Source organism: Bradyrhizobium tropiciagri, from assembly GCF_018130505.1.
Taxonomy (GTDB): domain Bacteria; phylum Pseudomonadota; class Alphaproteobacteria; order Rhizobiales; family Xanthobacteraceae; genus Bradyrhizobium; species Bradyrhizobium tropiciagri_B.
Genome location: NZ_JAFCKH010000009.1, coordinates 49,707 through 73,738 on the forward strand (window position 1 = coordinate 49,707; position 24,032 = coordinate 73,738).

A 24,032-nucleotide genomic window follows, 5' to 3' on the forward strand; every position below is an offset into this window, starting at 1 on the left:
GGATCAGCTGCTGCTGGTCGACGGGCGCACCACGCGCTTGATCTTGTCGGTGGTGTAGGTCTGGCCGCCGATCGACAGCAGCGGCGGGGAGGCGGTGAGGTCGACGGAATCGACGACGCCCTGGACCTCGGTCGAGATCGCGATGTCGTTGCCCTTGGAGTCCTTGCCGGTGGCGGTCAGCGTGTAGGTGCCGGGCGGCCACTGCGTGCCGTCAGTGCCCTTGCCGTCCCAGACGAAGCTGGCATTGCCTTGGGTGAGGTTGAAATTGCCGGAATAGGCGAGCTGGCCGGTCGAGCTCGTGATCGAGATCGTGGCGCTGGTGTTCTGTGGTGCGTTCAGGTTCCAGGTCGCGGACTTGTCGAACTGCGCCTTGCTGCCGTCGACCGCGACCGTGTTGCCGACATAGACCAGCGCCTGCGTCGACTGCGCGCTCTTCTCGATCTCGATCAGCGACTTCAGCTGATCGTTCGATTTCAGCTGCTGCTCGACGCCGGCGAACTGCACGAGCTGCTGGGTGAACTGGTTGGTGTCGAGCGGATCCAGCGGGTTCTGGTTCTGCAGCTGCGTCGTCAGCAGCGTCAGGAAGGTCTGGAAATTGTCGGCAATGCCCTGCGTCGCGGTCGACGAGGTGCTGTTGCTGCTGCTACCGGAGCTCGACCCGCTGCTGTTGGTGGCCGGGGCAGAGACGACCGGTGTCGGCATGGTTGCATCGACTGACATCGCTGGCTCCTTACACTCTGATATCGACGCCGCCGACGGCGCCGGCTGCGCGTCCGTAGGAGCGGCCCGCGGCGGCGGCGGGGACGCTGTCTTCTTCGTTGACGATCAAACGGTGGGCGTGCGGATTCTGCTGGCCGTTGTTGTTCTGGCCCGACTGCGACTGGTCGCGCAGGCTGAACTGCAATCCGCTGTTGCCGGTCGAGAGCCCGGCATTGTCGAGTGCGCGCTGCAGCTGGTTGGCGTCCTGGCGCAGCATCGACAGCGTCTCGGGACGTTCGACCGTGAGATGCGACGTCACCTGGCCGTTGCGGTCGACATCGATGCGGACGTCGATGCGGCCGAGCTCGGCCGGATCGAGCCGGATCTCGAAGCGGCTCTTGCCGCTCTTGGCGGACGCCGCGATCTGCATCGCAAGCCCGCTGAGCGGCACGGCGGCGGCTTGCGCGGCGGTGGTGACGGTGAGTTGCGAAGCCGCGGCCGGCGTTGCTTGCGCTGCCTGCAGTTGCGGCTGGAACGTGCTTGCGGCCTGCGCGCCGGGGTCGGGCGTGTTGAGCGCGGTCTGCGCAGCCGGGTGGCCGCTTGCGGACGGCGCCGGCGCTGCGGCGGCATTGCCGCCGGCGTCGGCCTTGATGGCGTCGGCTGCGCCGTCAGCGGCCTTGGCCTTGCCGGCGACGGCCGCCGGCTGCGCGACGGCGGGAACGATCGTCGTCGGCGGCGTTGCTGCGGTGGTGCTGGTTTGAGCCGCGGGGTCGGCATCGGCGGGCGCGGTGACGGCGCCGTCCTTTGCTACGGCCGGTGCGGCTTGCGCCGCCGTCTTGGCGGGACGAATTCCGGTGGTGACGGCAGCGGCGAGCGTTGCATCGGCGGTTGCCGTCGCCGTGCCCGTTGTCTTGCCCGTTCCCTGGTCGGTCGCCTCGCTGGTTTCCTGCGACGTCGTGGTATCCGCGCCGGCGACGACCTGCGCCCCGGTCTTGACGCCGGCGGTTTTGACCACGCCGGCGGCGTTCGCGGTGGCAGCCGCCGCGGCGGTTGCAGTGTCGGTTCCCGCTGGAGCTCCGGTACCGGCAATCGCCGTGCTCGCGGCAATCGCCGCGGCCGCGATCGCCAGCGGTGCGGCCGGCTTGTCGGACGGCGCGGCGGTGACCGTCGGATCGGCCGGTGCGGGAACGACGGGAAGCGGCACGGCCGGGATCGCCGCGGTCACATTGGACGCGGCGACAGTGGCCGGGTCCTGCGGCGCATCCGCCGGCGTTGCCGCAGGCTTGTTGTCGGTGGATTGGGGGTCGCCGGCCGATTTCGCATCGTCCGACTTCGCCTTGGATTTGGTCTTGCGCGGCCCGTCGCTATCGCCGGCGACCTTGCCGTCATCGCGCGAATTGGTGGTATCCCGCGGTGCCGGGGCCGATGCATCGTCGCGCGAGCGCGCGTCGGTCGCAGACGAAGCATCGTCGGATCGGCGCGAGGGCGCCGGCGGCGTGTCATATTGGCGATTATCGGTATTGGCCGTCGCATTGGTGTCGACCAGCGAAGCAAAACTGTCGTTCCCCGCCTGCGAGGCGGGTTCCGGCCGGTTCGCGCGCGAGGGCGGGCCCTGAAAGGACAGATTTGCCAATGCTTCCGACGTAACGCTGACCACAGCCAACCTCGCAATGAGACTTCCGGCCCAGAGGTCAGCAAGGACCGGGCCAGTCCGGACGGATAAATAATGATCAATAATTTCAGGTGCTTATGTCGGTCTCACGCAGACCCGGAACGGGTTCCGGGCGGTCTCGTTTTTGCCCGGCGGCAAGATTTGCCGTCCGCGACGGGCAGCTGGCCGCCTCCGCCTGATTGCCTCCCCGGAATGCGGCCTATATTAAAGAGAGTCTGCAATGCGTCCCGAACCGGCCTTTCCGGCCTTGGATGCGTTCCAGGGCTCTCTGGACAAAGGCTTTTTCACATTCCGTTGCGGAGCGCGAAAAGCTCGCTGCGACAACGACCGATGACCCCTTAAGATGCTCAACAATCTCGATCTCGAAGGCCGCCCTGAGGATACGAGGATCGTGGTCGCCATGTCCGGCGGCGTCGACTCCTCGGTGACGGCTGCGCTGTTGAAGTCGCAGGGCTACGACGTGGTCGGCATCACGCTGCAGCTCTACGACCACGGCGCCGCGACGCATCGCAAGGGTGCCTGCTGCGCCGGCCGCGACATCCACGACGCGCGCAACGTCGCCGAGCGGATCGGCATCCCGCATTACGTGCTCGACTATGAAAGCCGCTTCCGGGAATCGGTGATCGACAATTTCGCCGACAGCTACGCGCTCGGCGAGACGCCGGTGCCGTGCATCGAATGCAACCGCTCGGTCAAGTTCCGCGACCTGCTCGAGACCGCGCGCGAACTCGGCGCGCAGGCGCTCGCCACCGGCCACTATGTCGCCTCGCGCCGGCTCGGCGACGGATCGCGCTCGCTGGTCTGCGCGGCGGATGCCGACCGTGACCAGAGCTATTTCCTGTTCGCGACCACGCGCGAGCAGCTCGACTTCCTGCGCTTCCCGCTCGGCGACATGACCAAGCCGGAGACGCGCGAACTGGCGCGGCGCTTCGGCCTCGAGGTCGCCGACAAGCAGGACAGCCAGGACATCTGCTTCGTGCCGACCGGCCGCTACACCGACATCATCGGGCGGCTGAAGCCGAACGCGATCGCGCCCGGCGAGATCGTCGATCTCGACGGCAAGGTGATCGGCCAGCACCAGGGCATCGTTCATTTCACCGTCGGCCAGCGCAAGGGGCTCGGTATCGCGGCCGGCAGCCCGCTCTATGTCGTGAAGCTCGACGCGGCGTCGCGCCGTGTCGTGGTCGGCCCGCGCGAGGCGCTGCGGATGGATCGCATCGCGCTGCGCGACGTCAACTGGATCGGCGACGGCGCGCTGGAGCGCGTGATCGGCGAGGGCATCGAGATGTATGTCCGCGTGCGCTCGACGCGCGCGCCGCAGCCGGCATGGCTGCGCGCGGCCGATGGCGGCTACGAGGTCGAGCTCGTCGGCGGCGAGGAGGGCGTCTCGCCCGGCCAGGCCTGTGTGTTCTACGATGCACCGTCCGGGCAGGCGCGCGTGCTCGGCGGCGGATTCATCAAGAGTGCGAGCGCAAGCCGTGTGTCGCGCGCCGCGCCGCGCGATGCGCTGGCGCCGCTGGCTGAAGCGGTTCGGGGATAGAACACAAAAGAGTTTCGGGGCAGGGGATGGCTGGGGACATCGACCGCGAAGGGGTCGAAAAGGCGTATGGCCGCTGGGCGCCGATCTACGATCTGGTGTTCGGCAAGGTGTTCGATCAGGGCCGGCAATCGACCATCGCGGAGGCCGACCGGATCGGCGGACGCGTGCTCGATGTCGGCGTCGGCACCGGGCTGTCGCTGTCGGAATACGCGCGCACCACAAAACTCTGCGGCGTCGATATTTCCGAGCCGATGCTGCGGCGCGCCCAGCAGCGCGTGCGCGCGCTGGGCCTCTCCAATGTCGAGACGCTCGCGGTGATGGACGCGAAAAATCTCGCTTTCCCGGATGCATTCTTCGATGCGGTTGTCGCGCAATACGTCATCACCGCGGTGCCGGATCCCGAGGCGACGCTGGATGATTTCATCCGCGTGCTGAAGCCCGGCGGCGAACTGATCCTGGTCAATCACATCGGTGCCGAAAGCGGGCCGCGCCGCGTCTTCGAGCTCGCTTTCGCGCCGCTGGCGCGGCGGCTCGGCTGGCGGCCGGAATTTCCGTGGGAGCGGTTGACCGATTGGGCCGCGAAGCATGGCGGCGTCAGCCTCGCGGAACGGCGGCCGATGCCGCCGATGGGACATTTCTCGCTGATCCGATTCCGCAAATCGTGAGTCCAGCGACGTTCTGATCGGGAACATCAGCGCGCCGGCGCCGTTTTCTCCCCATGAGGACAAACCGCACAATCGCTCTATCCTGCGCGCTGATGCTGGCGCCGGTTGCGGCCCTTGCGCAGGCGCCGCCGACGCCGGTGACGCCGCCGGCCCAGACCGCGCCGCCGTCGCCGATGCACGCCGCCGCCAATAATTGTGCGCCGATGCAGCAGCAGCCGACGCATCCCGATGCCAAGCCGGAGGGAGCCACCACCGGCCAGAGCTCCCAGCCGCTGGGCGACAAGCTTGCCAAATCCGACGGCGTGCTGTGCCCGCCGGCCGGCGTCGATCCCGAGATGCGGGCACCGACCCCGGAAGGCGGCACCACGCCGGTGATCCCGCCGCCCGGCAGCCCCGGCGGCGACCCCTCGGTCCGGCCGAAATAGCGCCCGCCTTCAATATGTTGCGGATAGGGCCGGGTTTGCTTGACAGGCGTGCGCGCACCTCTTTATATCCCGCGCGTTCGCGCCCGCGGTATTGCCGCCGGCAGCGACGCCGTGGCGGGGTAGCTCAGCTGGTTAGAGCACGGGAATCATAATCCTGGGGTCGGGGGTTCGAGTCCCTCCCCCGCTACCATGTTCCCTCGCAATCCTTTGACGCGGTTTGCGCAAGCCGTTTCCCTCAGCAGGAATATGTTCGCGCGACTCCGAGATGACTTTCGGTGCTCGCGATAGTGACGCTGTCGGAGTCGCCTCCAAGCGAACCGACGTAACGGGTGCCGTCGTTACGATTCTTTTAAACAGAATTTTGTAAACCGTGCTCTCTGATGGGGCCGGCGGGACTCGAACCTGCAACGAGCTCGATCGTGCAACCAGAGCGTTATGAGCGCCGTAAATGCGTTCGACGCGATCGAAATCGCTGATCCTTCAGATGCATTGATCGCGTTCATTGCGATCTGAGCGGCCGGTTTCTACGGCGGCAATCACCCATACCCCGGCCGAAGCCACGTCTTTTTGACAATTGCGATCTGGAGGCATAAGAATTCTAAAATCAACGAACGAACGTTCGATAGACGAACAATTGCGGAAGGGAAGCGAAATGGGTTCTCGTGCCTTGGGCGCCGCAGGCGCAAGCCGTAGCCATCCCGCCAGCGCTCCCGACGCGATTTACACCAACGGCAAGTTTCTCACGGTCGATGCCCATTTCGGGGTGGCGAGCGCAGTTGCGATCCGGGACGGACGCTTTGTCGCCGTCGGCCAAACCGACGAGATTTCGGCACTTGCAGGTCCGGATACGGTCGTGGTCGATCTGGATGGGCGCACCGTTCTGCCGGGCCTTATCGACACCCATGCCCATGTCGAACGTGCGGGGCTGATCAAATACACGGTGCAACTGAACGACGTCGCGACGGTCGAGCAGGCGTTGGCGAGGATTACCGAGCACGCGGCCAAACTGCCGAAGGGGCGATGGGTCCGCGGTGCGCAGTGGCATCCGGTCTCGCAGTTGGCCGAGAAGCGGTTTCTGACGCGCGAGGAACTCGACCGCGCCGCTCCCAGCAATCCGGTGTGCTTGCCGATCGGCCACTTCACTCTCGTCAATTCGGAGGCCTTGGCGCTCGCTGGAATAACCAGGGACACGCCCGATCCGGACGGCGGAATCATCCATCGCGACAAGACCACCGGCGAGCCGAACGGAACTCTGGAGGAGGCGGCGGAAGACCTCGTTCATGATCTTCTTCCGGACTGGTCGGATGAGGAACGGGACGAGCAGATGAAGTTCGCGATGCGATACTTCAATCAATTCGGCCTCACCTCCGCGATCAGCGCGGCGGTCGATCCGGCGACGTTCCGCGCGCATCAGCGGGTTCGACAAGACGGGACGGCATCATTGCGCATCAGCGCGATGTACACACCGACCGGCGGCCTCAATCCCAGCATGACCGTCGAGGAATGGGAGCTGTTCTTCTCGCGGATCGGTGCGGCTTCGGACTTCGGCGATGACTGGCTCAGCTATTCCGGCGTCAAGCTGCAGATCGACGGAGGCATGACGCTGCGAACCGCCGCGATGCGGGACGGCTATCCCGACGATCGCGACTACAAGGGCACCATCGTCATCGAGCCGTCCAGGTTCAACGCCCTCGTCGCGACCGCCAACCGCTACGGTTGGCGTGTTGGCGTCCACGCGGTGGGCGACGCCGCCATCGATCGCGTTCTCGATGCCTATGAACTCGCGGACGCGGAACGGTCCATCAAGGGCAGGCGCTTCATTGTCATCCATGGCAGCCTGATGCGACCGGACCAGATGCAACGTGCACAAAAACTCGACGTGCGCGTCGACGCGCAAACATCGTTCCTTTGGGACAAGGCGGCCGTCGTCGCGAAATTCCTCGGCAAGGACACCGCCGACCGGGCGTTCCCGATGCGAACGATGATCGATGTCATGGGCCTGAATGCGGTCGCGCAAGGAACGGACTATCCGATCAATCTCCTCAATCCGTTCGTCAACATGTACGTCATGGTGACGCGCCGCGACAAGAACGGCAATGTCTACGGTGCCGGCGAGCGAATCGGCCGTGAGGAAGCGATCAGGCTCTACACCAGTTCCGCGTCCCGATATTCATTCGCGGAGGATAAGGTCGGGTCGATTGAGCCGGGCAAATATGCCGACATGGTTGTTCTGTCAGACGACATTATGACGGTCCCGGAGGAAAGCATAAAGGACATCACGGCCGTCCGGACGATCGTTGAAGGGCGAACCGTCTACGACCGAAAGGCCAGGAAGTAAGGCGGGCATCGAGACTCTCAGAAGGGAAGGTGCGATGTGAGCGAAAGGCTTGGGTTCGAGCACGTAACGAAGGTCTATGAGAGTGCTGGAGCCGATTTCGTCGCGTTTGACGACATCACGCTCGAAGCCTCTCCGTCCGAATTCCTCGCCATCGTCGGGCCGTCCGGCTGCGGCAAGTCGACCCTGCTCAAGATGGCTGCAGGTCTCATACCCCCAACCAAGGGCAAGGTTCAGCTTGGTGGAAACACCGTCTCGGCGCCGCCGCCGGGTGTGATCTACCTGTTTCAGCAGTACGCCAAATCGCTGTTTGCGTGGCGAACGGTCATCGACAACGTGATGTTCCCCCTCGAGGGCGCTCCGCGAAGCCAGCGCGCGGAACTGCGGGCCCGCTGTGAGGACTACCTGCGGCAGGTCGGGCTGAGCGGATTCGAAAACAGCTATCCCTGGCAACTCTCTGGCGGCATGCAACAGCGCGTCGCCATCGCGCGCGCCCTGGCGGCCGATCCGCAAGTTCTCCTGCTGGACGAGCCCTTCAGCGCGGTTGATGCGCTGACGCGCATGGAACTGCAAACCCTGGTCCTGCAACTCTGGGAGCGGCGGAAGTTCACCGCGATACTCGTCACTCACGACGTGGAGGAAGCAATCTTCCTCGCCGATCGGGTCGCGGTCTTGAGTGCAAGGCCGACGTCCCTGAAGGAAATCATCGACGTAGGTCTGCCGCGGCCACGGGATCAGCTCGCGACCCGCGAGGATCCCCGCTTTCTCAAACTGAGGCACCATCTTACGACGTCGCTGCTGGCAAAGGGATCGGGCCATGTCGTGGCGGCTTAAGGCCCTTAGCGCCAACCTCCTGGGGCTGATATCGCCCGCTTCTGTCCTCTGCATCTGGGAGACCGCCGGCGCGCTCGGCTGGATCAACCCCGTTCTTCTGCCGCGACCTTCGCTGATCCTTCGCTCGCTGGTCGACCTCGTTGGAGATGGCGCGGTCTTCTCTCCACTGCTGCATACCATTGCCCTTTTTGCGGTTGGTTACGGTCTTGCTTGCGTGATCGGCATTTGTATCGGCGTCGCAATGGCGACCAACCAGGTTCTTTACGGACTCCTCGAGCCACTCACCGAGTGCATCCGTCCGATCCCGAAGTCGGCGCTGGTGCCGGTCCTGTTTCTGTTTCTGGGGATCGGCAGAGCGACGATGATAACCGTCGTTGTGCTGGCCGCGGTGTTTCCCGTCCTGATCAGCACCTTCCAGGGCGTGAGAGGGCTCGACCCGGTCTTGCTCGAAACAGCCCGCACCTTTCAGGTGCGGCGCCAGCGCACGATCTTCTCGATCATTCTCCCTGCATCGCTTCCAATGATCCTTGCGGGCATGCGCGTCGCGCTCGGTCTCGGCCTCGTTCTGGTCATTCTCGCGGAAATGCTCGCCGGCGAAGACGGCGTCGGCTTTCGTATCCTCGACCTCCAGCGTTCATTTCAGATCCGGGACATGTTCGCCTGGATCTTCGTGCTCGTCCTGCTCGGCGGCGGGCTGATGATGCTGTTCGATGTTGCCGAGCGGCGTTTGGTGCCTTGGCGGGGCAGGACCTGATTCTCGGGAGATCGACATGCGCAAGACTATCCTCTCCGCTGGGCTGGCTTTGATGGGTCTGATGATCCTGCCCCATCTCAGTGCGTCAGCGGCAGAACTCGAGAAGGTGCGGGTCAGCATCATCCCGATCAACGATGTCGCTCCCATGTTTGCGGCGATCCAAAATGGCTACTTCCGCGAGCTTGGGCTGGAAATCGATACGACGCCTTCGACGGGTGGCGCCACCGGCATCCCGGGCCTGGTTGGCGGAAGTTTCGACATTGCATACGGCAATGTCGTCTCCGCTCTGCTGGCCAGCCAACAGGGGCTCGACGTGCGCGTGATTGCGCCAGGCACCAAGCTCACCGACAAGGATACCGATACGACGCCGGTGCTTGCACTCAGCGATTCCGGCATCAAGACCGGAAAGGACCTGGAGGGCAAAACCTTCGCGGTCAACACGCGCAACAACGTCATCTGGCTTTACGCAAGGACCTGGGTGAAAGCCACCGGCGGCGATCCCGGCAAGGTGACCTTCAAGGAAGTGCCATTCCCGCAGGTTGAGGATGCGTTGCGTCAGAAGCGCGTCGACGCTGCGTTCCTTGTCGCGCCGTTCTCAATCATCGCGATGCAGAAGCCCGGGATCAGCGTACTGGCGCACCCGTACACGGAGCTTCAGCTCGGCGTAGACGTCGGTCAATGGATCACCACCGGGAAGTTGCTGGCCGAGAAGCCCGAAACCATGAAAAAGTTCGTGGCCGGACTACGCAAAGGTGCCGAATGGTACAACGCTAACCGCAGCAGCGATGCGCTCATCAGCATCATCACCGGATACTCCAAGACCGACGCGTCCATCCTGAAGTCCATAGCCCTGCCTGCGGCTCCGCTGAAGAGCGATCTGGATCAGATCAAGAGGACGATGGATTTGATGGTCGATAGCAAGCTGCTCTCCAAGCCGCTCGATCTATCGAAAATCATTGATCCACTGGCCCTCTAATCCGCTCGCGAAGGCTGCTGGATGAGCACGATCGGGACAATCGGAGAGATCAGCCGGACCGGCGCCCGGACAAATCGGGCCGCGCAGCTGATCGGTGTGCGCCTTTACGGCCTGCTCCTGATCCTCGTGCTGCTGTCGCTGTGGGAACTATCCGCCCGGCTGGGCTGGGTAGTCAGCGCCTATTGGCCGCCGGTGACCGCCATCCTGCGTGCAGCCGTCGGAGAACTGGCGGGGGGCGACATGCTGGATGCGCTCGCCTCGACCTTGCGGCGAGCTGCGATCGGATACATCGTAGGTTCCGTCGTCGGCGTGGTCCTTGGCATCCTGCTCGGCAAAAGCCGCGTGCTTCGTCTGGCTCTCCTGCCGCTTATCGAGATCATCCGTCCGATACCGACGCCCGCCGTGATCCCGCCCCTGATCCTGTTTCTCGGGGTGGATGACGCGTTGAAGATCTTCATCGTGTCGCTGGCCAGCTTCTTTCCGGTTTTCACCAACACCATCTCCGGCGTTGCTGCAATCGACGATACCCTGATTCAAACCGCCCGGACATTTCGGATCGGATGGCTGAGAACGCTTGTCAGCGTCGTGTTGCCCGCGACCCTTCCTGCGGTCACGGCGGGCCTCAGAACCGCGACGAGCCTGACGCTCGTCGTGGCCGTCCTTGCCGAGATGATCGCAGGCTCCAGCGGCATGGGCTACTACCTCGTGCAGATGCAATACGCATTGCGGCCCGACCTGATGTATGCGGCGGTGCTCTACCTTGCCATCGTCGGGTACTGCCTCAACCGGGCTTTCATCGTTCTGGAGGCGCGTTTCGTTCCCTGGATCGGGAAGACATAGCGGATTTGAGAAATTTGTCGTGGGCTGGAGGAAGCGAAGATGTTCGTCGCAATGCGTCTCGTCCTGGTGCTGCTGCTGGTCCATCTCGGTGTCGCCGCGCGCGCCGCGGAGCCCTCGACGCTGCGAATTAGCGTAATTCCGACGTCGGTTTTGGCGCCGCTCTATGCCGCATTGGCGAACGGCTACTTCAAGGACGAGGGATTGAATGTCGAACTGGCGCCGACCGCAGGCGGCGCCATCGGCATCCCCGGATTGGTCGGCGGTTCGTACGACATTGCATTCAGCAATAACGTCTCTGCTTTGTCGGCCGTCGCGCAGGGGATCGATGTCCAGCTGCTGGCGCCGTTTCCCGATGGGGCGGCCGACGAGACGGCGGTCATCGCAAGGAAAGGCGAGGGCATCAAGACCGGGCGGGATCTGAACGGCAAGGTGGTCGCGGTCAATACCAACAAGAACGTGATCTGGCTCTATGTTCGCGAATGGATCCGGCAAACCGGTGGCGACCTGTCGAAGATCACATTCAGGGAAGTGGCGTTCCCTCAAATGCTCGATGCCCTCAAGCAGAAGCAGATCGATGCCGCTTTCGAGATCAATGTCTTCGTCATCGCCGCAGGCAAGGATCCCGCACTGGAGATCGTTTCGTTTCCCTACCGGGAAGTGCAGCCGCAGGTACAGCCATCCCAGTTTGTCGCGACCCGCAAGTTCATTCAGGGCAACAAGGACAAGATCGATCGTTTCCTGCGAGCGCTCAATCGCGGCGGCGAATGGTTCGATGCCAACATCGGCAAGGACGAACTGTTTGCCCTGGTTGCCGGTTTCACCAAGCTGCCGGTCGACGTCGTCCGCAAGATGAACTTCCAGCCGGTCGCCAAGAAACTGGAACTGGCCGAGCTGGACAAGACGATGGCGCTGATGAAGCGAGAGGGCCTTCTGAAGGCCGACGTCGATACCAAAGCGATGATCTATACGCCGTAGCAGCCTCAGCTTCTCAAGAAGAGCAAGACGAGACAGGGAAGTCGCCGATGAGCAAGTTCAGAGCACGAAAGAGGACATGGCGCTGGCCAGGGAATGAAAGGGTAGCGTTCACGATAGGCCTGGCGTTCGAGGCCTTTGAATTTCAGTCCCAGTACAGAACGCGCGACACGCCGGGCGTGGTGAACCCGCTCTCCCTGTCCTACGCAGAATATGGCGTCAAGGTCGGGGGATGGCGGCTACTTGAGCTGCTGGACGGATACGGCATCAAGGCGCACATGTCGACCAATGGACTGGCCGCCGAGCGATACCCGGATTTCCTCTCCACCGCGGTCGGAGAGGGACACGAAATATCCGGGCATGGTTGGGTCAACGACCGGATCTACACTGCCGACGACATCGAGATCGAACGTCGGGATATCAAGCGCACCACTGAAGCGATTGCAGCGGCCACGGGAACGCGGCCGATGGGGTGGACCAGTTCCGGCGCGACGCCGTCATCCAATACTTTGGGGTTGCTCGCCGAGGCCGGCTACCAGTGGAGCGGTGACGATGCCAGCGACGATCTGCCTTTCGTCAGGGACGTCGATGGACGTTCGCTGGTGATGCTTCCCCACACTCACACGCACCAGAACGACGTGCAGATATTCCTTGGGCCGCGCAATGGCCCGGGCATCATCTGGGAAGGCTTCAAGGAGTCCTTCGATCGGCTCTATCAGGAAGGCATCGATGGGCATCCGGGTTGGACCGAGATCATTCTCCACTGTCAGATCGGCGGCCGGCCGGTCCTGACCGGAACCATCAGAAAGTGCCTCGACTATCTCACCGGTCATGACGGCGTCTGGTGCACCACCAGAAACCAGATCGCGAACTGGACGCTTGCGTTGAATTCGCAAGCCCGTTGAAGCCGCTCCCCTCATCACCCCGCGTCTTATCGACATCCTGGAGGTTCACGTGAAAAAATTCGGCCCGCAGCGGAGAGATTGGCGTTGGCCCGGCAACGAGCGCATCGCATTTTCGATTGGGCTGGCCTTTGAAGCCTTCGAATTCCAGTCCCAATACCGAACGCGGGACACACCGGGAAAGGTCAACCCGCTCTCGCTGTCCTATGCAGAGTACGGTGCGAAAACCGGCGGCTGGCGCTTGCTGGAATTGCTCGACGGCTTCGGCATCAAGTCGCACATATCGACGAACGGATTGGCAGCCGAACGCTACCCCGACTTCCTCGACGTTGCCGTCAAGGAAGGACACGAAATCGTCGGCCACGGCTGGGCGAACGATCGGCTCTATGCGACGATGCCGATCGACGCCGAACGCGAGGACATCAGACGGACCACCGAAGCGATCATCGGCGCGACCGGCTCGATGCCGATGGGATGGGCAAGCCCCGGTGCAAGTCCGTCCGCTAACACACTCGAGTTACTGAGCGATGCGGGTTACCAATGGAGCGGTGACGATGCCAGCGACGACATTCCGTTCGTGCAGCACGTCAGGGGCCGGCCTTTCGTGATTCTGCCCCAGACCAACGCGCAACATAACGACGTGCAGATCTTCCTCGGACCGCGAAATGCGCCGTCGATCATCTGGGAAGGCTTCAAGGAGTCCTTCGATCAGCTCTATCGCGAAGGACAGGAGGGCACGCCCGGCTGGACCGAGATCATTCTGCATTGCCATATCGGTGGGCGGCCGGTCCTGAGCGGCACGATCGCGAAGTGCCTCGACTACGTCAAAAGCCACGACAATGTCTGGTGCACCACCCGGAACGAGATCGCCAAGTGGACGACGGCGATGAACGGGCGATGAGCGCCCCCTCACGCGCACGCGTACAACTCACGGGAAGAGCATAGGATGCCGCATCTGGTGATCGAATATTCCGAGGGAGCGCTCGAGCGGAGTGCGGTGTCCGGCTTGATGGAGCGCCTGTTCGAGGCTGCCTGGCGAACCGGCGTCATGAAAGCGGAAGACGTCAAGGTCCGCGCACGTGGCTATGGCGATTTCCTGGTCGCAGGAAAGCGAGACAGCTTCGTGCATTTGTCGGTCTATCTGCTGGCCGGCCGAACGCCTGAGCAAAAGGTGGAATTGAGTACGACGCTCCGGCAGACCATGGCCGAGCAGTGCCCTGATGTGGTCAGCTTGAGCGTGGATGTCCGAGATATGGACCCGGTCGCCTACAAGAAGCGCCTGAAGTGATTGCGCCCCTGCCACGAGTCGGCATGTCGCTCAGACGAGCAGGGGTTGCGCGGCGACGGACATTTCCTTGAGCAGCGGGAGGAAGCGGTCGATCATCTCGCCCGTGGTGATGCGATCAACATGAGCACCGATGTTGGCCGCTGCGATCACGGCGCCATCGTAGCGGTGTATCGGCACGGAGATGGAGCGGAAGCCTTCTTCCGCCTCTTGATCGACCAGGCTGTATCCCCTGGTCCGGTCGGTGATGATCGTGGCAATCACCGTCGACTTGTCGACAAGCGTCTTCTGCGTCAGGGCGTTGAGCTTCATTCCCTCGATCGTCTTCGTCAGCTCTTCGTTGGCGAGCCTGCCGAGCAGCACGCGTCCCACCGACGTGCAAAATGCCGGCAGCCGATACCCGATATCCAGTCCGGTCGAGAAGACGCGAGCCGGGCTCGAGCGCGCGATGAAAACCACCTCGTCGCCATCCAGAATGGCAAGAGAGCAAACCTCCTTTGCCTTTCCGGCCACCTCGTCCATGAGAGGCTGCATGACCGTGCTCAGCTGGTTCGATGTCAAATAGGCCGATGCCAGCACGAGCACCCGCGGCGTCAGCGAAAACAATCGATCATCGCCGACGACAAATCCGGATTTGATCAAGGTGAGCAGGATGCGGCGTACCGTTGCCCTGGGCAGGTTCGCGCTCTTGGAGAGATCGCTGAGCGTCATGGGACGCCGATCGATGCTAAAAGACTGAATTACACGGAGACCCCGGTCCAGGGTCTCGATGAATTCGCTTCCTTCTCGCGCCTTTTCCTCTTCTTCCGTGCGCTTTAGCCGAGGCATTCTGAAGGGCAGTCCTTGTCGTCAGCGTCTGAAGCGGGGACCATCACAAATCCGGAGGCAACACGCCAGCCTTGTCTCCGCCTGTCACCAGGGATTTGAGGTCGAAGGACGGGTCCTCGGCCTGCTCCGGCGAGGGAGAGACGCCCCGGGCAATGAGGCGTCGGGCGGCCATTTGGTCGCCTGGCCGGTTGATGCTGTCCACGGCGACCAGCCGGTCGTCCCGGTAGTAGAACACTGAAAATTTCCCGGCGTCGACCGAGCCTCGAACCGCCTTGCGGTCATACTTTCCGGCCAGGCCGACAATCTGCAGCTTGACGTCGTACTGGTCCGACCAGAACCGGGGTACGCTCTCGTATGGCCCTTGGCTGCCCGCAATGGCCAGCCCCGCTGCCTTGGCTTGATCCTGGGCATTTTGCACCGACTCCAGCCGAATCCAGCTTTCGCAGAACCGGTTGAAGTGATTGGCGCAATCGCCGGCCGCGAAGATGTCCGGCATCGCCGATCGTCCATGCTCGTCAACGACGATTCCGTTGGTGCAGTTGAGGCCTGCCGTCCTCGCGAGTTCGTCATTCGCGATACCGCCAATGCCGACCAGCACCAGATCGGCGCGGATGTTGACGCCGCTGTCGAGCACGACACCAGTCACTCGCGGGCTCGCTCCCTCGAAGGACGCGACCACTTCGTTGAGCCTTATGTCGACGCCGGCTTGCAGATGCGTATCGAGTAGAAAATCCGACACGATGGGCGAGACGGCCCGCTCAAGCAGCCGGCTGCTTGCTTCCACCACCGTGGCCTTCTTGCCCAGTTTGGCTGCCGAGGCCGCGACTTCCAGGCCAATGAAGCCGCCACCGACGATGACGATTTCCGCAGCGGCAGCCAGTCGCGCCTTCAACTCGATCGCATCGGACGCCGAGCGCAGATAGCAGACACCATCGAGATCGGCGCCCGGAATCGCGATCCGTCGCGCGCGCGAGCCCGTCGCGAAAACCAACTGATCGAATGCCAGATCGTTGCCGCGTTCCAGCGTGACACGTCGCGTGCCGAGGTCGAGCCCGACGGCTCTGTGTCCGAGCACCAGCTCGATCTGCTTGTTCTCGAAGAAGGCATTGTCGCGCAAGACGAGATTTTGCTCGCTGGTGCGTCCGAGAAGAAAGTCCTTGGAAAGCGGCGGCCTCTGATAGGGCAGCCAATCCTCGTCGCAGACCATTGTAATAGGCTGTGAATAGCCGGCATCACGTGCCGTGAGCGCGGCCTGGACGCCGGCGTAAGACGCCCCGATGATGAGGAGCCCGCTCATGACTGCGTCTCCGGGACATAGACCACCAGTTCATCAATCGCTGCGAGCGATTTGAGCTGGCAGCTGAGACGGCTGTTCGGCCTCCGCTCTCCGGACACAGCCGACAGCAGTTCGAGTTCCTCGTCGCTGGGCGGAAGGACTGAGCTCGCCTGGGTCGCATCGACGTACACGTGACAGGTCGCGCAATCGAGGCAACCACCGCATTCACCGTCGATGCCGCTGACGCCATTTCGCACGGCCGCCAGCATGACGCTGACGTCGCGATCAAGCTCGACGCATTTTTCAGAGCCGTCTCGCTGGACAAATCTCACCCGTGTCATCCGCCCTCCATCGATTTTCTGTTCGTTTAAAGAACATATGTTCGATCAATGGTTATATCAAATCCCGAAAATGCTCAATATCCTCCTCAGTCTGCTGGTTTGTTCCGCTTCAGGACAGCAACGTCAGACATTTTGCTTGCGTTCGGCCGAGATTGGAGTCATTCTGATGTAAATCGAACGATTGTTCGTTCATCGAACAGGTGGAGGCGGCCGTGGGGATGCGACTGACGTCGGCAATTGCGGGATTGTTGCTCGCCTCTGGTGCGGCGCTCGCCCAGCAGGTTGACGCTAATGCGCCGTCGCTCGTCCTGATCAACGGCAAGGTCATCACGCTCGACGGGCAGTCGAAGGTGGCGGATGCGATCGCCGTTCGCGATGGAAGGATCCTTGCCGTCGGCGAGACGGCCGCGGTTCGGTCTCTGGCAGGGAGCCAGACGCGCATCATCGACCTTCAAGGCAAAACCGTGGTGCCGGGATTGATCGACACGCACGCGCATTTCAAAGCGGCGGGTCTATCCGAATACGTCGTCAACATGAGCGGGGCCAAGACGGTCCCTGACGCGCTCGCGGCCATCAAGCAATTCGTCGCGACGAAGAAGCCGGGCGAATGGATCATCGGCAGTGCCTGGCATCCGCCGTCTCAACTCGCAGAGAAGCGCTATCTGACCCGCCAGGAGATCGACAGCGTCGCGCCGAACAATCCGGTCTACCTCCGCACCGTCGGGCATTTCTCGATGGCCAATTCGATGGCGCTCGAGAAAGCCGGGGTAGGCAAGGACACTGCCAATCCGTCCGGCGGATCATTCGAGCGAGACGCCGCGGGTGACCTTACGGGCGTGCTGGTCGAAACCGCAATCGACAGGGTCGCAAAGGCCGTTCCGCAGTGGACCGCGGACGACGAGGTTCGCCAGTTCAAGATTGCCGAAGGCGTGCTGAATTCCTTCGGAATTACCAGTGCCGTCGAAGGCGCCACCCCGCCAAGGGATATCGCGGCATTGCAGCGGGTGTCGCTTGCGGGGCAAGCCTCGCTTCGGGTCGGCGTCATGTGGCGACCGGAACCTCCGCCCGAAAATGCCGGTTGGGAAGCGCTCATGCGCGGCAACGGTGCATCGTCGGGCTTTGGCGATGACTGGCTGAAGTTCGCCGGCATCAAGATTCTCTACGACGGTGGAATGACCCTCAAGACCGCGCTGATGCGTGATGCCTATCCGGACTCGCATGACGACTATCACGGCATCGCCCAGCAATCGCCCGAGCGCCTCAAGGAACTCGTATCGATCTGCAATCGCTACAATTGGCGGGTGGGCGTCCATGTCGTCGGCGACAAGGGCATCGACCAGGTGCTCGACGCCTTCGAGGCGGCCGACAAGGAGAAGTCGATCAAGGACCGGCGCTTCATCCTGATCCACGGAAGCCTGATCCTGCCCGAGCAGATGGAGCGCGCAAAGCGCCTCGGCGTGAGGGTCGACTTTCAGAACGTCTTCATGTGGGACAAGGCCGCTACCGTCGAGCGCTTCCTGGGTAAGGCGATCGCCAATCGCGCTGTTCCTACCAAGACGCTAATCGAGAAAGTCGGCTTGAACAGCCTCGGCGCCGGCACCGACTTCCCGGTCAACACGATCAATCCATTCATCAACATGTACATCATGGTCACACGCAAGGATCCGTCCGGCCACGTTTACGGCGCGAGCGAAGCGGTGACCCGTGAGCAAGCGCTGCGGCTCTATACCAGTGCCGCCTCCCACTACATGTTTGAGGAAGACACGAAGGGCACCATCGAAGTCGGCAAGCTCGCGGACCTCACCGTGTTGTCGGCGGACTTCATGACGATCCCCGAGGACCAGATCAAGGACATCAAGGCCGACCTGACGATTGTCGGCGGCAAGGTTGTGTTTCAGCGTTAATCCGCGTCTCGTTTGCCCGACGACGCATCTCGAAGCCGGAGAGAGGAGATCCAAGCCATGATGAGCCAAGAGCAGAACGACCTCATTACCCGCATCGGACCCAAGGCGCCCGCGGGAAAGCTGATGCGGATGTATTGGCAGCCCGCAGCGCTCGTCGACGAACTGGAAGGGAGCCGTCCGATCAAGGCGGTCAAGCTTCTCGGTGAGAACCTCGTTCTCTTCAAGGATGAGAAAGGCCAGTATGGCCTCATCGATCGCGATTGCCCGCATCGCGGCGCGGACCTCGCCTTTGGCCGGCTCGAAAATGGCGGTCTTCGTTGCGCCTTCCACGGCTGGCTGTTCGACGTCTCGGGGCAGTGCCTCGAGACCCCTGCCGAACCCGCAAACTCGTCACTCTGCAAGAACATCAAGCAGCGTTCCTATCCGATCGTCGAAAAGGGCGGCATCCTCTGGGCCTATCTCGGCGAAGGCGAGCCGCCCGCGTTTCCGGAGATCGATTGCTTCGCGGCCCCCGGCGAATACACCTTCGCCTTCAAGGGTCTGATCGAATGCAACTGGCTGCAGGCGCTGGAGGTTGGAATCGATCCGGCCCACGCCTCCTTCCTGCATCGCTTCTTCGAGGATGAAGATACGGCGGCCGCCTACGGCAAGCAGTTCCGTGGCGCCTCGGCGGATTCCGAAATGCCGATGACGAAAGTTCTGCGCGACTACGATCGCCCCATCATCAATGTCGAGCATACCGAATACGGTCTCCGGCTGATTGCGCTGCGCGAGATCGACGAGCAGCACACCCATGTCCGCGTGACGAACCAGCTGTTCCCGCATGCATTCGTCATCCCCATGAGCACGGAGATGACGATCACCCAATGGCACGTGCCGGTCGACGACGAGAATTGCTACTGGTACGCGATCTTCACCAGCTATTCGGCGCCGGTCGACAAGGCGAAGATGCGCGCGCAGCGGCTCGAACTGTACGACCTTCCGGAATATCGCTCGCGAAAGAACAAGTCGAACGATTACGGCTTCGATCCGCACGAGCAGGCCACCGAGACCTACACCGGCATGGGCGCCGACATCAACGTCCACGATCAGTGGGCGGTGGAGTCGATGGGCGCGATCCAGGATCGCACCCGGGAGCATCTCGGGCAATCGGACAAGGCGATCATTCAGTACCGGCGGCTGCTTCGCCAGGAGATCGAGAAAGTGGCGTCCGGCGGCAAGCCGCTGTTGTTCCTCGACGCAGCAAGCGCACGCAGCATTCAGGGCCCGGCGACCATGGATGGCATCGGTCCAACCAGGGGTTGGGAAACCTACTGGATGGAAGTGGACGTCAAGCGCCGTCGCGGTGCTCCCTGGGTGGCGCCGGTCCCCGCAGAGCTCGCCAAGAAGGTGTCGCACCTGACGGCCGCCGAATAATCCGATCAGCCACTTTCACGAAAGGACACGTCGTTGAGCTTTGTTGAAAAGCACGGCCTCTGGTCGGAGGAGCAGAAGGAGGCTGCCGTCCGCTTGCGGCGGTTGGCCGAGGAGCGAGAGCTGCACACCATCCGGCTCTCCTTCCCGGATCAACACGGCATCCTGCGCGGAAAGGCACTGGTTGCCTCCGAGGCGCTTTCGTCGCTCGAGAGCGGCTGTTCGATTACGACGACGCTACTGGCCAAGGACACCTCTCACCGCACCGTATTTCCCGTGTTCACCGCCGGCGGCGGGTTCGGAATGAGCGAGATGCAGGGGGGAGGCGACGTCATCATGGTCGCCGATCCAACGACGTTCAAGATTCTTCCCTGGGCTCCGGGAACGGGTTGGGTGCTCTGCGATCTCTACTTCTCCGACGGGCGCCCGGTGCCGTTTGCCTCCAGGGGATTGTACAGATCGGTTCTCGGCCAACTGGCGGACAGGGGCTACGACCTCAAGGCGGGTCTCGAAGTCGAGTGCCATGTCTTCAAGATCGAGAACGCGCGGCTGGCGCCAACCGATGCCGGCAGTCCCGGCCGTCCCGGTGAGCCGCCGGATATCAGCCTGCTGTCGCAAGGCTACCAGTATCTGACGGAACAGCGTTACGACCAGATGGAGCCTGCGCTGGAGCTGATCAGGCAGAACATCGTCGCGCTGGGTCTGCCGCTTCGTTCGATCGAGGTGGAATATGGTCCGAGCCAGTGCGAGTTCGTCTTCCAGCCGACGGTCGGGATCGAGCCCGCCGATACCATGGTGTTGTTCCGGACCGCGGTGAAGCAGATCTGCAATCGCAACGGCTATCACGCGACCTTCATGTGCCGGCCGCGCATCCCGAATGTGATGTCGTCCGGTTGGCATCTGCACCAATCGCTGGTCTCGCGCAAAGACCATACCAACGCCTTCATGACGAGCGAGCCGGACGGCCTGTCCAAGCTCGGCAAGCATTATATGGCGGGGCTGTTGGAGCACGCGCGCGCATCGGCGGTGTTCTCGACGCCGACGATCAATGGTTACAAGCGCTATCGGTCCTATTCGCTGGCTCCCGATCGGGCGATCTGGGGGCGGGACAATCGCGGCGTCATGATCCGGGTGCTCGGCGGGCCGAACGATCGGGCGACGCGACTTGAAAACCGGATCGGTGAGCCCGCGGCGAATCCGTATTTGTACATGGCGTCCCAATTGCTGGCGGGTCTGAACGGCATCGACCGGCAACTCGATCCCGGCGCATCAGCCGACACGCCTTACGAGACCAAGGCCAACCTGCTGCCGAAGTCCTTGCGTGAGGCAGTGTTTGCATTGCGTGACGATCCCTTCTTCCGCGAAACGCTCGGGGAGCAGTTCGTCGACTACTACGTTTTCATCAAGAACGCGGAAATCGAGCGTTTCCAGTCGGAGGTCACCGAGTGGGAGCAGCGCGAATATTTCGAAATGTTCTGACACCTCTTCGAAGCTGAGAAGGAAGTGACATGAGTGTGAAGCTCGGACTTATTGGTGCCGTTGCAATTGCCGCTGCCTCGATGTCGCCGGCGCAGGGCGACACGATCAAGGTTGGCATCATCGGCACAATGTCCGGTCCCTATGCGCTGTTCGGCCAGAACTTCAAGTACGGCATCGGTGCCTGGGTCGCGGAACACGGCTCGAAGGTCGGCGATCATCAGGTCGAGTTCATCTATCGCGATGAGGAATCGCCAAACCCGGCCAAGTCGAAGGCGCTGGCGCAGGAGCTGATCGTCAAGGACAAGGTGCAGTATCTCGCCGGATTGTACTTCACTCCCGATGCCATGGCCGTTGCTCCCCTTCTCGAGGAAGCAAAGGTGCCGATGGTGGTGATGAACGCGGCAACTTCGGCGATCGTCGAGAAGAGCCCCTACATCGTGCGTACGTCCTTCACGATGTGGCAGAACACGGTTCCTGCCGCCAAAGTCGCCAGGGCCGGAGGAGCCAGGAAGGTCGCAATCGCAGTCAGCGACTACGGGCCCGGCATCGATGCCGAAACCGCCTTCAAGAAGACGTTCGAGGCTGAGGGCGGCTCCGTCGCGGAGGCGATTCGGATGCCGCTGAATACGACGGATTTCAGCCCGATCATGCAAAGGATCAAGGACTCCGGCGCCGACATGATCTTCACGTTCCTGCCGGCCGGTCCGCCGACCCTCGGGTTCGTCAAGGCCTACATCGACAATGGCCTGAAGGCCTCGGGCGTGAAGCTGTTGTCGACCGGAGACGTCGTGACTGAGCCGGATCTTCCCAACATCGGCGATAGCGGCCTCGGCATCCTGTCGACGTACCACTACGCGGTTTCGCACGACTCGCCGGAGAACAAGGCGTTCCTCGCCGATATGGCGAAGGTCGGCGCCAAGCCCGATGAAATCACGATGGCATCCGTCGCGGCGTACGACGGCGCCCGGTTGATCTACAAGATGATCGAGGCGACGAACGGCCAGAAGGATCCCGAGAAGGCTCTGGCCGCGGTGAAAGGAATGAACTGGGTCAGTCCGCGTGGCCCTGTGTCGATCGATCCCGCCACGCGCCATATTCGTCAGAATGTCTACCTGCGCGAAGTCGCAAAACAGGACGGCAAGCTCCTCAACAAGGAGCTGCAGACGTTCGACGCGCAGCCGGACTGGGGTCTGGCGAAAGACTGATCGCACGTCGCTCGCGAGCCTTGCGCTCGCGGGCGGCCTCATACTTGCCGGCAGGGAAACGAGCATGACTGGTCGGTCGGATTCAATCCGCTTCATCAATGGGCGTATCTATCGCGACGCAGGCGACCGAATTCCCGTCGACACCCTGGTGACCCGATGTGGCATCGTCGACTTCATCGGCGCGCAGAGCGACGCGCCGGCGGCGGACGTCACGATTGATTTGCGCGGGACGGCGGTCATACCGGGCCTCACCGATGCGCATATTCATCTGTTCGGGATCGCGGCCGAACGTCTCCAGCTCGCGCTTGATCCACGGGCGGTGCGGTCGCTCTCCGGATTGTTGGACAGTGTTGCCACCGCGGCACGGCGCGAATCCAGGGGATACTGGATCAGGGGTGTTGGCTTCGACGAGAACGGCTTGCCCGAACATCGTTATCCAACGCGTGATGAACTCGATGCGGCGGCTCCCGACTGCCCCGTCGTGATCCGCAGATTTTGTGGCCATACCGCGATCATCAATAGCGCGGCCATGAGCGCCTTGGGGATAGCGGAGGGGATCTCGGATCCGACCGGCGGGTCGTTCGGACGTGATCGCGACGGACGGTTGAACGGCATCGTGAAGGAAAGCGCCGCGGACGCCGTCTTTCGCAACATGCCGAAGGTGGAGCGCGCGCTCGTTGCCGATTCACTTCGGGCAACGATCGCGGACGCCATGAAGCTCGGACTGACCGCGGCTGTCGAAGCTGCAGTGGGCTTCACCAGCGGCTTCGACGAAGAGCACGCCACGTGGGAGCTGCTGCGGACCGACCGGTCGCTGATGCGTCTCGGCTTCATGTATAGGCTCGATCCGAAAGAGGCGCTCGGGCGCAAGCTGGTGCCTCAGCAGAGTCCCGATTGGCAAACGAACACGTTGAAGTTCTTTGCCGACGGCATCGTGGGCGCCCGCACCGCCGCCGTCAGCGCCGCCTATCACGATGTGGGCGGCACCGGATTTTTCATGCGCGATGAACAGGAGCTCGAGCGAGCGATTGTCGAGGCGCATCTCGATGGTTGGCAGGTTGCGGTCCATGCGGTCGGCGACCGGGCGATCTCGACGGTGATCGCCGCCTATGAGCGGGCCCAGCGAGTCAAGCCACGGCCGGAAGCCCGTCATCGAATTGAACATTACACGTGCCCACCGGAAGGCGGGCTTGCCCGGATGAAGAATGTCGGGGCCGTCGTGGTCGCGCAACCGAGCTTCCTGTCGGTGATGCACCGCACCACTTTCGAGGCGTTCGGTCCGGATGCAGTGACCAGATACCCGGCTCGCTCGGTCCTCGATGCGGGGGTGCCTTACGTGTCCAGCTCGGACTGCCCGACCGGCGACTTCTCTCCGTGGGTCGGCATGGCGAACGCCATCGATCGCGGGGCCGCGATGGGCAAACCCTTGGGCGCTACGGAAGCGCTATCGCGCAGCCAGACTCTGCGAAGCTACGCCCAGGGCGGCGCTTACGTCACGCGACAGGAAAGCTGGCGTGGGGTCCTCGAGCCCGGCATGGCCGCAGATCTCATCGCCCTCGACCGGGATCCGTTCGAGCCGTCCGTCGACCTGAAGGCGGTCAAGGTCTTGATGACGGTCGTCCGCGGGACGATCCGGCACGACGTGCTCGGTTCCCAATCGTCCAAGGCCGCGGGAATGGCGAACTGA

Annotated in this window: 22 protein-coding genes and 1 tRNA gene; 18 read left to right on the forward strand and 5 right to left on the reverse strand. The window is 62.7% G+C overall.

The genetic code is table 11. The annotated features are described in order from the left end of the window. Positions 1-3: 3 nt before the first annotated feature. Together JQ633_RS22770 and JQ633_RS22775 are read right to left on the reverse strand one after the other, a co-directional pair. Positions 4-720, reverse strand: a complete 717-nt coding sequence (locus tag JQ633_RS22770; RefSeq protein WP_211987319.1) for a flagellar hook assembly protein FlgD — start codon at positions 718-720, stop codon at positions 4-6. A 10-nt stretch (positions 721-730) separates the two neighbouring features. After that, the gene (locus tag JQ633_RS22775) at positions 731-2,332 is read right to left on the reverse strand and encodes a flagellar hook-length control protein FliK (RefSeq protein WP_211987320.1); all 1,602 of its coding nucleotides are present in this window, start codon (positions 2,330-2,332) and stop codon (positions 731-733) included. Between the two features lie 382 nt (positions 2,333-2,714). Here JQ633_RS22775 and mnmA point away from each other — a divergent pair, with 382 nt between their 5' ends. The 13 genes from mnmA to JQ633_RS22840 all read left to right on the forward strand — a co-directional run bounded on the left by mnmA (position 2,715) and on the right by JQ633_RS22840 (position 13,902). Further along, positions 2,715-3,911 carry a tRNA 2-thiouridine(34) synthase MnmA gene (gene mnmA / locus JQ633_RS22780; protein WP_211987321.1) on the forward strand — a complete coding sequence of 399 codons (1,197 nt, stop codon included), beginning with the start codon at positions 2,715-2,717 and terminating at the stop codon, positions 3,909-3,911. Positions 3,912-3,937: 26 nt separating this feature from the next. Continuing rightward, entirely contained in the window at positions 3,938-4,576 is a 639-nt protein-coding gene (locus JQ633_RS22785; RefSeq protein ID WP_211987322.1) for a class I SAM-dependent methyltransferase, read from the forward strand. 53 nt (positions 4,577-4,629) lie between these two features. Continuing rightward, positions 4,630-5,001 carry a hypothetical protein gene (locus JQ633_RS22790; protein ID WP_211987323.1) on the forward strand — a complete coding sequence of 124 codons (372 nt, stop codon included), beginning with the start codon at positions 4,630-4,632 and terminating at the stop codon, positions 4,999-5,001. A 113-nt stretch (positions 5,002-5,114) separates the two neighbouring features. After that, positions 5,115-5,191: transfer RNA gene (locus tag JQ633_RS22795), tRNA-Met, on the forward strand. Between the two features lie 462 nt (positions 5,192-5,653). Then, positions 5,654-7,339 (forward strand): amidohydrolase, encoded by a 1,686-nt coding sequence (locus JQ633_RS22800; protein ID WP_211987324.1) that lies wholly within the window; start codon positions 5,654-5,656, stop codon positions 7,337-7,339. 36 nt (positions 7,340-7,375) lie between these two features. After that, positions 7,376-8,170 carry an ABC transporter ATP-binding protein gene (locus JQ633_RS22805; protein WP_349631592.1) on the forward strand — a complete coding sequence of 265 codons (795 nt, stop codon included), beginning with the start codon at positions 7,376-7,378 and terminating at the stop codon, positions 8,168-8,170. Then, entirely contained in the window at positions 8,154-8,924 is a 771-nt protein-coding gene (locus JQ633_RS22810) for an ABC transporter permease (RefSeq protein WP_211987325.1), read from the forward strand. Before JQ633_RS22805 ends, JQ633_RS22810 begins: the two co-directional genes overlap by 17 nt. A 16-nt stretch (positions 8,925-8,940) precedes the next feature. Further along, entirely contained in the window at positions 8,941-9,900 is a 960-nt protein-coding gene (locus tag JQ633_RS22815) for an ABC transporter substrate-binding protein (RefSeq protein ID WP_211987326.1), read from the forward strand. A gap of 21 nt (positions 9,901-9,921) precedes the next feature. After that, on the forward strand, positions 9,922-10,740 hold the full coding sequence (locus JQ633_RS22820) for an ABC transporter permease (RefSeq protein ID WP_211987327.1): 819 nt from the start codon (positions 9,922-9,924) through the stop codon (positions 10,738-10,740). Between the two features lie 66 nt (positions 10,741-10,806). Beyond that, on the forward strand, positions 10,807-11,715 hold the full coding sequence (locus JQ633_RS22825; protein WP_211987328.1) for an ABC transporter substrate-binding protein: 909 nt from the start codon (positions 10,807-10,809) through the stop codon (positions 11,713-11,715). Between the two features lie 47 nt (positions 11,716-11,762). Further along, complete coding sequence (locus tag JQ633_RS22830) at positions 11,763-12,617, forward strand: polysaccharide deacetylase family protein (RefSeq protein ID WP_211987329.1); 855 nt, start codon at positions 11,763-11,765, stop codon at positions 12,615-12,617. A gap of 49 nt (positions 12,618-12,666) precedes the next feature. Then, positions 12,667-13,515, forward strand: coding sequence for a polysaccharide deacetylase family protein (locus JQ633_RS22835; RefSeq protein ID WP_211987330.1), 849 nt, complete (start codon positions 12,667-12,669; stop codon positions 13,513-13,515). A gap of 45 nt (positions 13,516-13,560) precedes the next feature. Then, a complete protein-coding gene (locus tag JQ633_RS22840; protein WP_211987331.1) occupies positions 13,561-13,902 on the forward strand; it encodes a 5-carboxymethyl-2-hydroxymuconate Delta-isomerase in 342 nt (113 codons plus the stop codon). Positions 13,903-13,932: 30 nt separating this feature from the next. On the opposite strand, the gene JQ633_RS22845 is transcribed toward JQ633_RS22840, so the two are convergent. From JQ633_RS22845 to JQ633_RS22855, 3 genes are read right to left on the reverse strand one after another with little or no spacing between them, the layout of a single operon-like run. Further along, positions 13,933-14,727 (reverse strand): IclR family transcriptional regulator domain-containing protein, encoded by a 795-nt coding sequence (locus tag JQ633_RS22845; protein ID WP_211987332.1) that lies wholly within the window; start codon positions 14,725-14,727, stop codon positions 13,933-13,935. Between the two features lie 43 nt (positions 14,728-14,770). Continuing rightward, positions 14,771-16,024, reverse strand: coding sequence for an NAD(P)/FAD-dependent oxidoreductase (locus JQ633_RS22850; RefSeq protein ID WP_211987333.1), 1,254 nt, complete (start codon positions 16,022-16,024; stop codon positions 14,771-14,773). Beyond that, complete coding sequence (locus JQ633_RS22855; RefSeq protein WP_211987334.1) at positions 16,021-16,344, reverse strand: 2Fe-2S iron-sulfur cluster-binding protein; 324 nt, start codon at positions 16,342-16,344, stop codon at positions 16,021-16,023. The genes JQ633_RS22850 and JQ633_RS22855 overlap by 4 nt, the downstream gene beginning before the upstream one ends. Before the next feature lie 218 nt (positions 16,345-16,562). On the opposite strand from JQ633_RS22855, the gene JQ633_RS22860 reads away from it, so the two are divergent. The 5 genes from JQ633_RS22860 (at position 16,563) to JQ633_RS22880 (ending at position 24,032) form a co-directional block, all read left to right on the forward strand. Further along, positions 16,563-18,248, forward strand: coding sequence for an amidohydrolase (locus JQ633_RS22860; RefSeq protein ID WP_211987591.1), 1,686 nt, complete (start codon positions 16,563-16,565; stop codon positions 18,246-18,248). Between the two features lie 57 nt (positions 18,249-18,305). After that, a complete protein-coding gene (locus JQ633_RS22865) occupies positions 18,306-19,664 on the forward strand; it encodes an aromatic ring-hydroxylating dioxygenase subunit alpha (protein WP_211987335.1) in 1,359 nt (452 codons plus the stop codon). A 33-nt stretch (positions 19,665-19,697) separates the two neighbouring features. Continuing rightward, positions 19,698-21,140, forward strand: a complete 1,443-nt coding sequence (locus JQ633_RS22870) for a glutamine synthetase family protein (protein ID WP_211987336.1) — start codon at positions 19,698-19,700, stop codon at positions 21,138-21,140. Positions 21,141-21,169: 29 nt separating this feature from the next. Continuing rightward, entirely contained in the window at positions 21,170-22,345 is a 1,176-nt protein-coding gene (locus JQ633_RS22875; RefSeq protein ID WP_211987337.1) for an ABC transporter substrate-binding protein, read from the forward strand. Between the two features lie 64 nt (positions 22,346-22,409). Then, the gene (locus tag JQ633_RS22880; protein WP_211987338.1) at positions 22,410-24,032 is read left to right on the forward strand and encodes an amidohydrolase; all 1,623 of its coding nucleotides are present in this window, start codon (positions 22,410-22,412) and stop codon (positions 24,030-24,032) included.

Excerpts from the sequence above, each read along its gene's own strand:
- JQ633_RS22770 (WP_211987319.1), bottom strand. The coding sequence starts at position 720 with ATGTCAGTCGATGCAACCATGCCGACACCGGTCGTCTCTGCCCCGGCC.
- mnmA (WP_211987321.1), top strand. The coding sequence starts at position 2,715 with ATGCTCAACAATCTCGATCTCGAAGGCCGCCCTGAGGATACGAGGATC.
- JQ633_RS22785 (WP_211987322.1), top strand. The coding sequence starts at position 3,938 with ATGGCTGGGGACATCGACCGCGAAGGGGTCGAAAAGGCGTATGGCCGC.
- JQ633_RS22790 (WP_211987323.1), top strand. The coding sequence starts at position 4,630 with ATGAGGACAAACCGCACAATCGCTCTATCCTGCGCGCTGATGCTGGCG.
- JQ633_RS22800 (WP_211987324.1), top strand. The coding sequence starts at position 5,654 with ATGGGTTCTCGTGCCTTGGGCGCCGCAGGCGCAAGCCGTAGCCATCCC.
- JQ633_RS22810 (WP_211987325.1), top strand. The coding sequence starts at position 8,154 with ATGTCGTGGCGGCTTAAGGCCCTTAGCGCCAACCTCCTGGGGCTGATA.
- JQ633_RS22815 (WP_211987326.1), top strand. The coding sequence starts at position 8,941 with ATGCGCAAGACTATCCTCTCCGCTGGGCTGGCTTTGATGGGTCTGATG.
- JQ633_RS22820 (WP_211987327.1), top strand. The coding sequence starts at position 9,922 with ATGAGCACGATCGGGACAATCGGAGAGATCAGCCGGACCGGCGCCCGG.
- JQ633_RS22830 (WP_211987329.1), top strand. The coding sequence starts at position 11,763 with ATGAGCAAGTTCAGAGCACGAAAGAGGACATGGCGCTGGCCAGGGAAT.
- JQ633_RS22840 (WP_211987331.1), top strand. The coding sequence starts at position 13,561 with ATGCCGCATCTGGTGATCGAATATTCCGAGGGAGCGCTCGAGCGGAGT.
- JQ633_RS22845 (WP_211987332.1), bottom strand. The coding sequence starts at position 14,727 with ATGCCTCGGCTAAAGCGCACGGAAGAAGAGGAAAAGGCGCGAGAAGGA.
- JQ633_RS22850 (WP_211987333.1), bottom strand. The coding sequence starts at position 16,024 with ATGAGCGGGCTCCTCATCATCGGGGCGTCTTACGCCGGCGTCCAGGCC.
- JQ633_RS22855 (WP_211987334.1), bottom strand. The coding sequence starts at position 16,344 with ATGACACGGGTGAGATTTGTCCAGCGAGACGGCTCTGAAAAATGCGTC.
- JQ633_RS22860 (WP_211987591.1), top strand. The coding sequence starts at position 16,563 with ATGCGACTGACGTCGGCAATTGCGGGATTGTTGCTCGCCTCTGGTGCG.
- JQ633_RS22865 (WP_211987335.1), top strand. The coding sequence starts at position 18,306 with ATGATGAGCCAAGAGCAGAACGACCTCATTACCCGCATCGGACCCAAG.
- JQ633_RS22875 (WP_211987337.1), top strand. The coding sequence starts at position 21,170 with ATGAGTGTGAAGCTCGGACTTATTGGTGCCGTTGCAATTGCCGCTGCC.
- JQ633_RS22880 (WP_211987338.1), top strand. The coding sequence starts at position 22,410 with ATGACTGGTCGGTCGGATTCAATCCGCTTCATCAATGGGCGTATCTAT.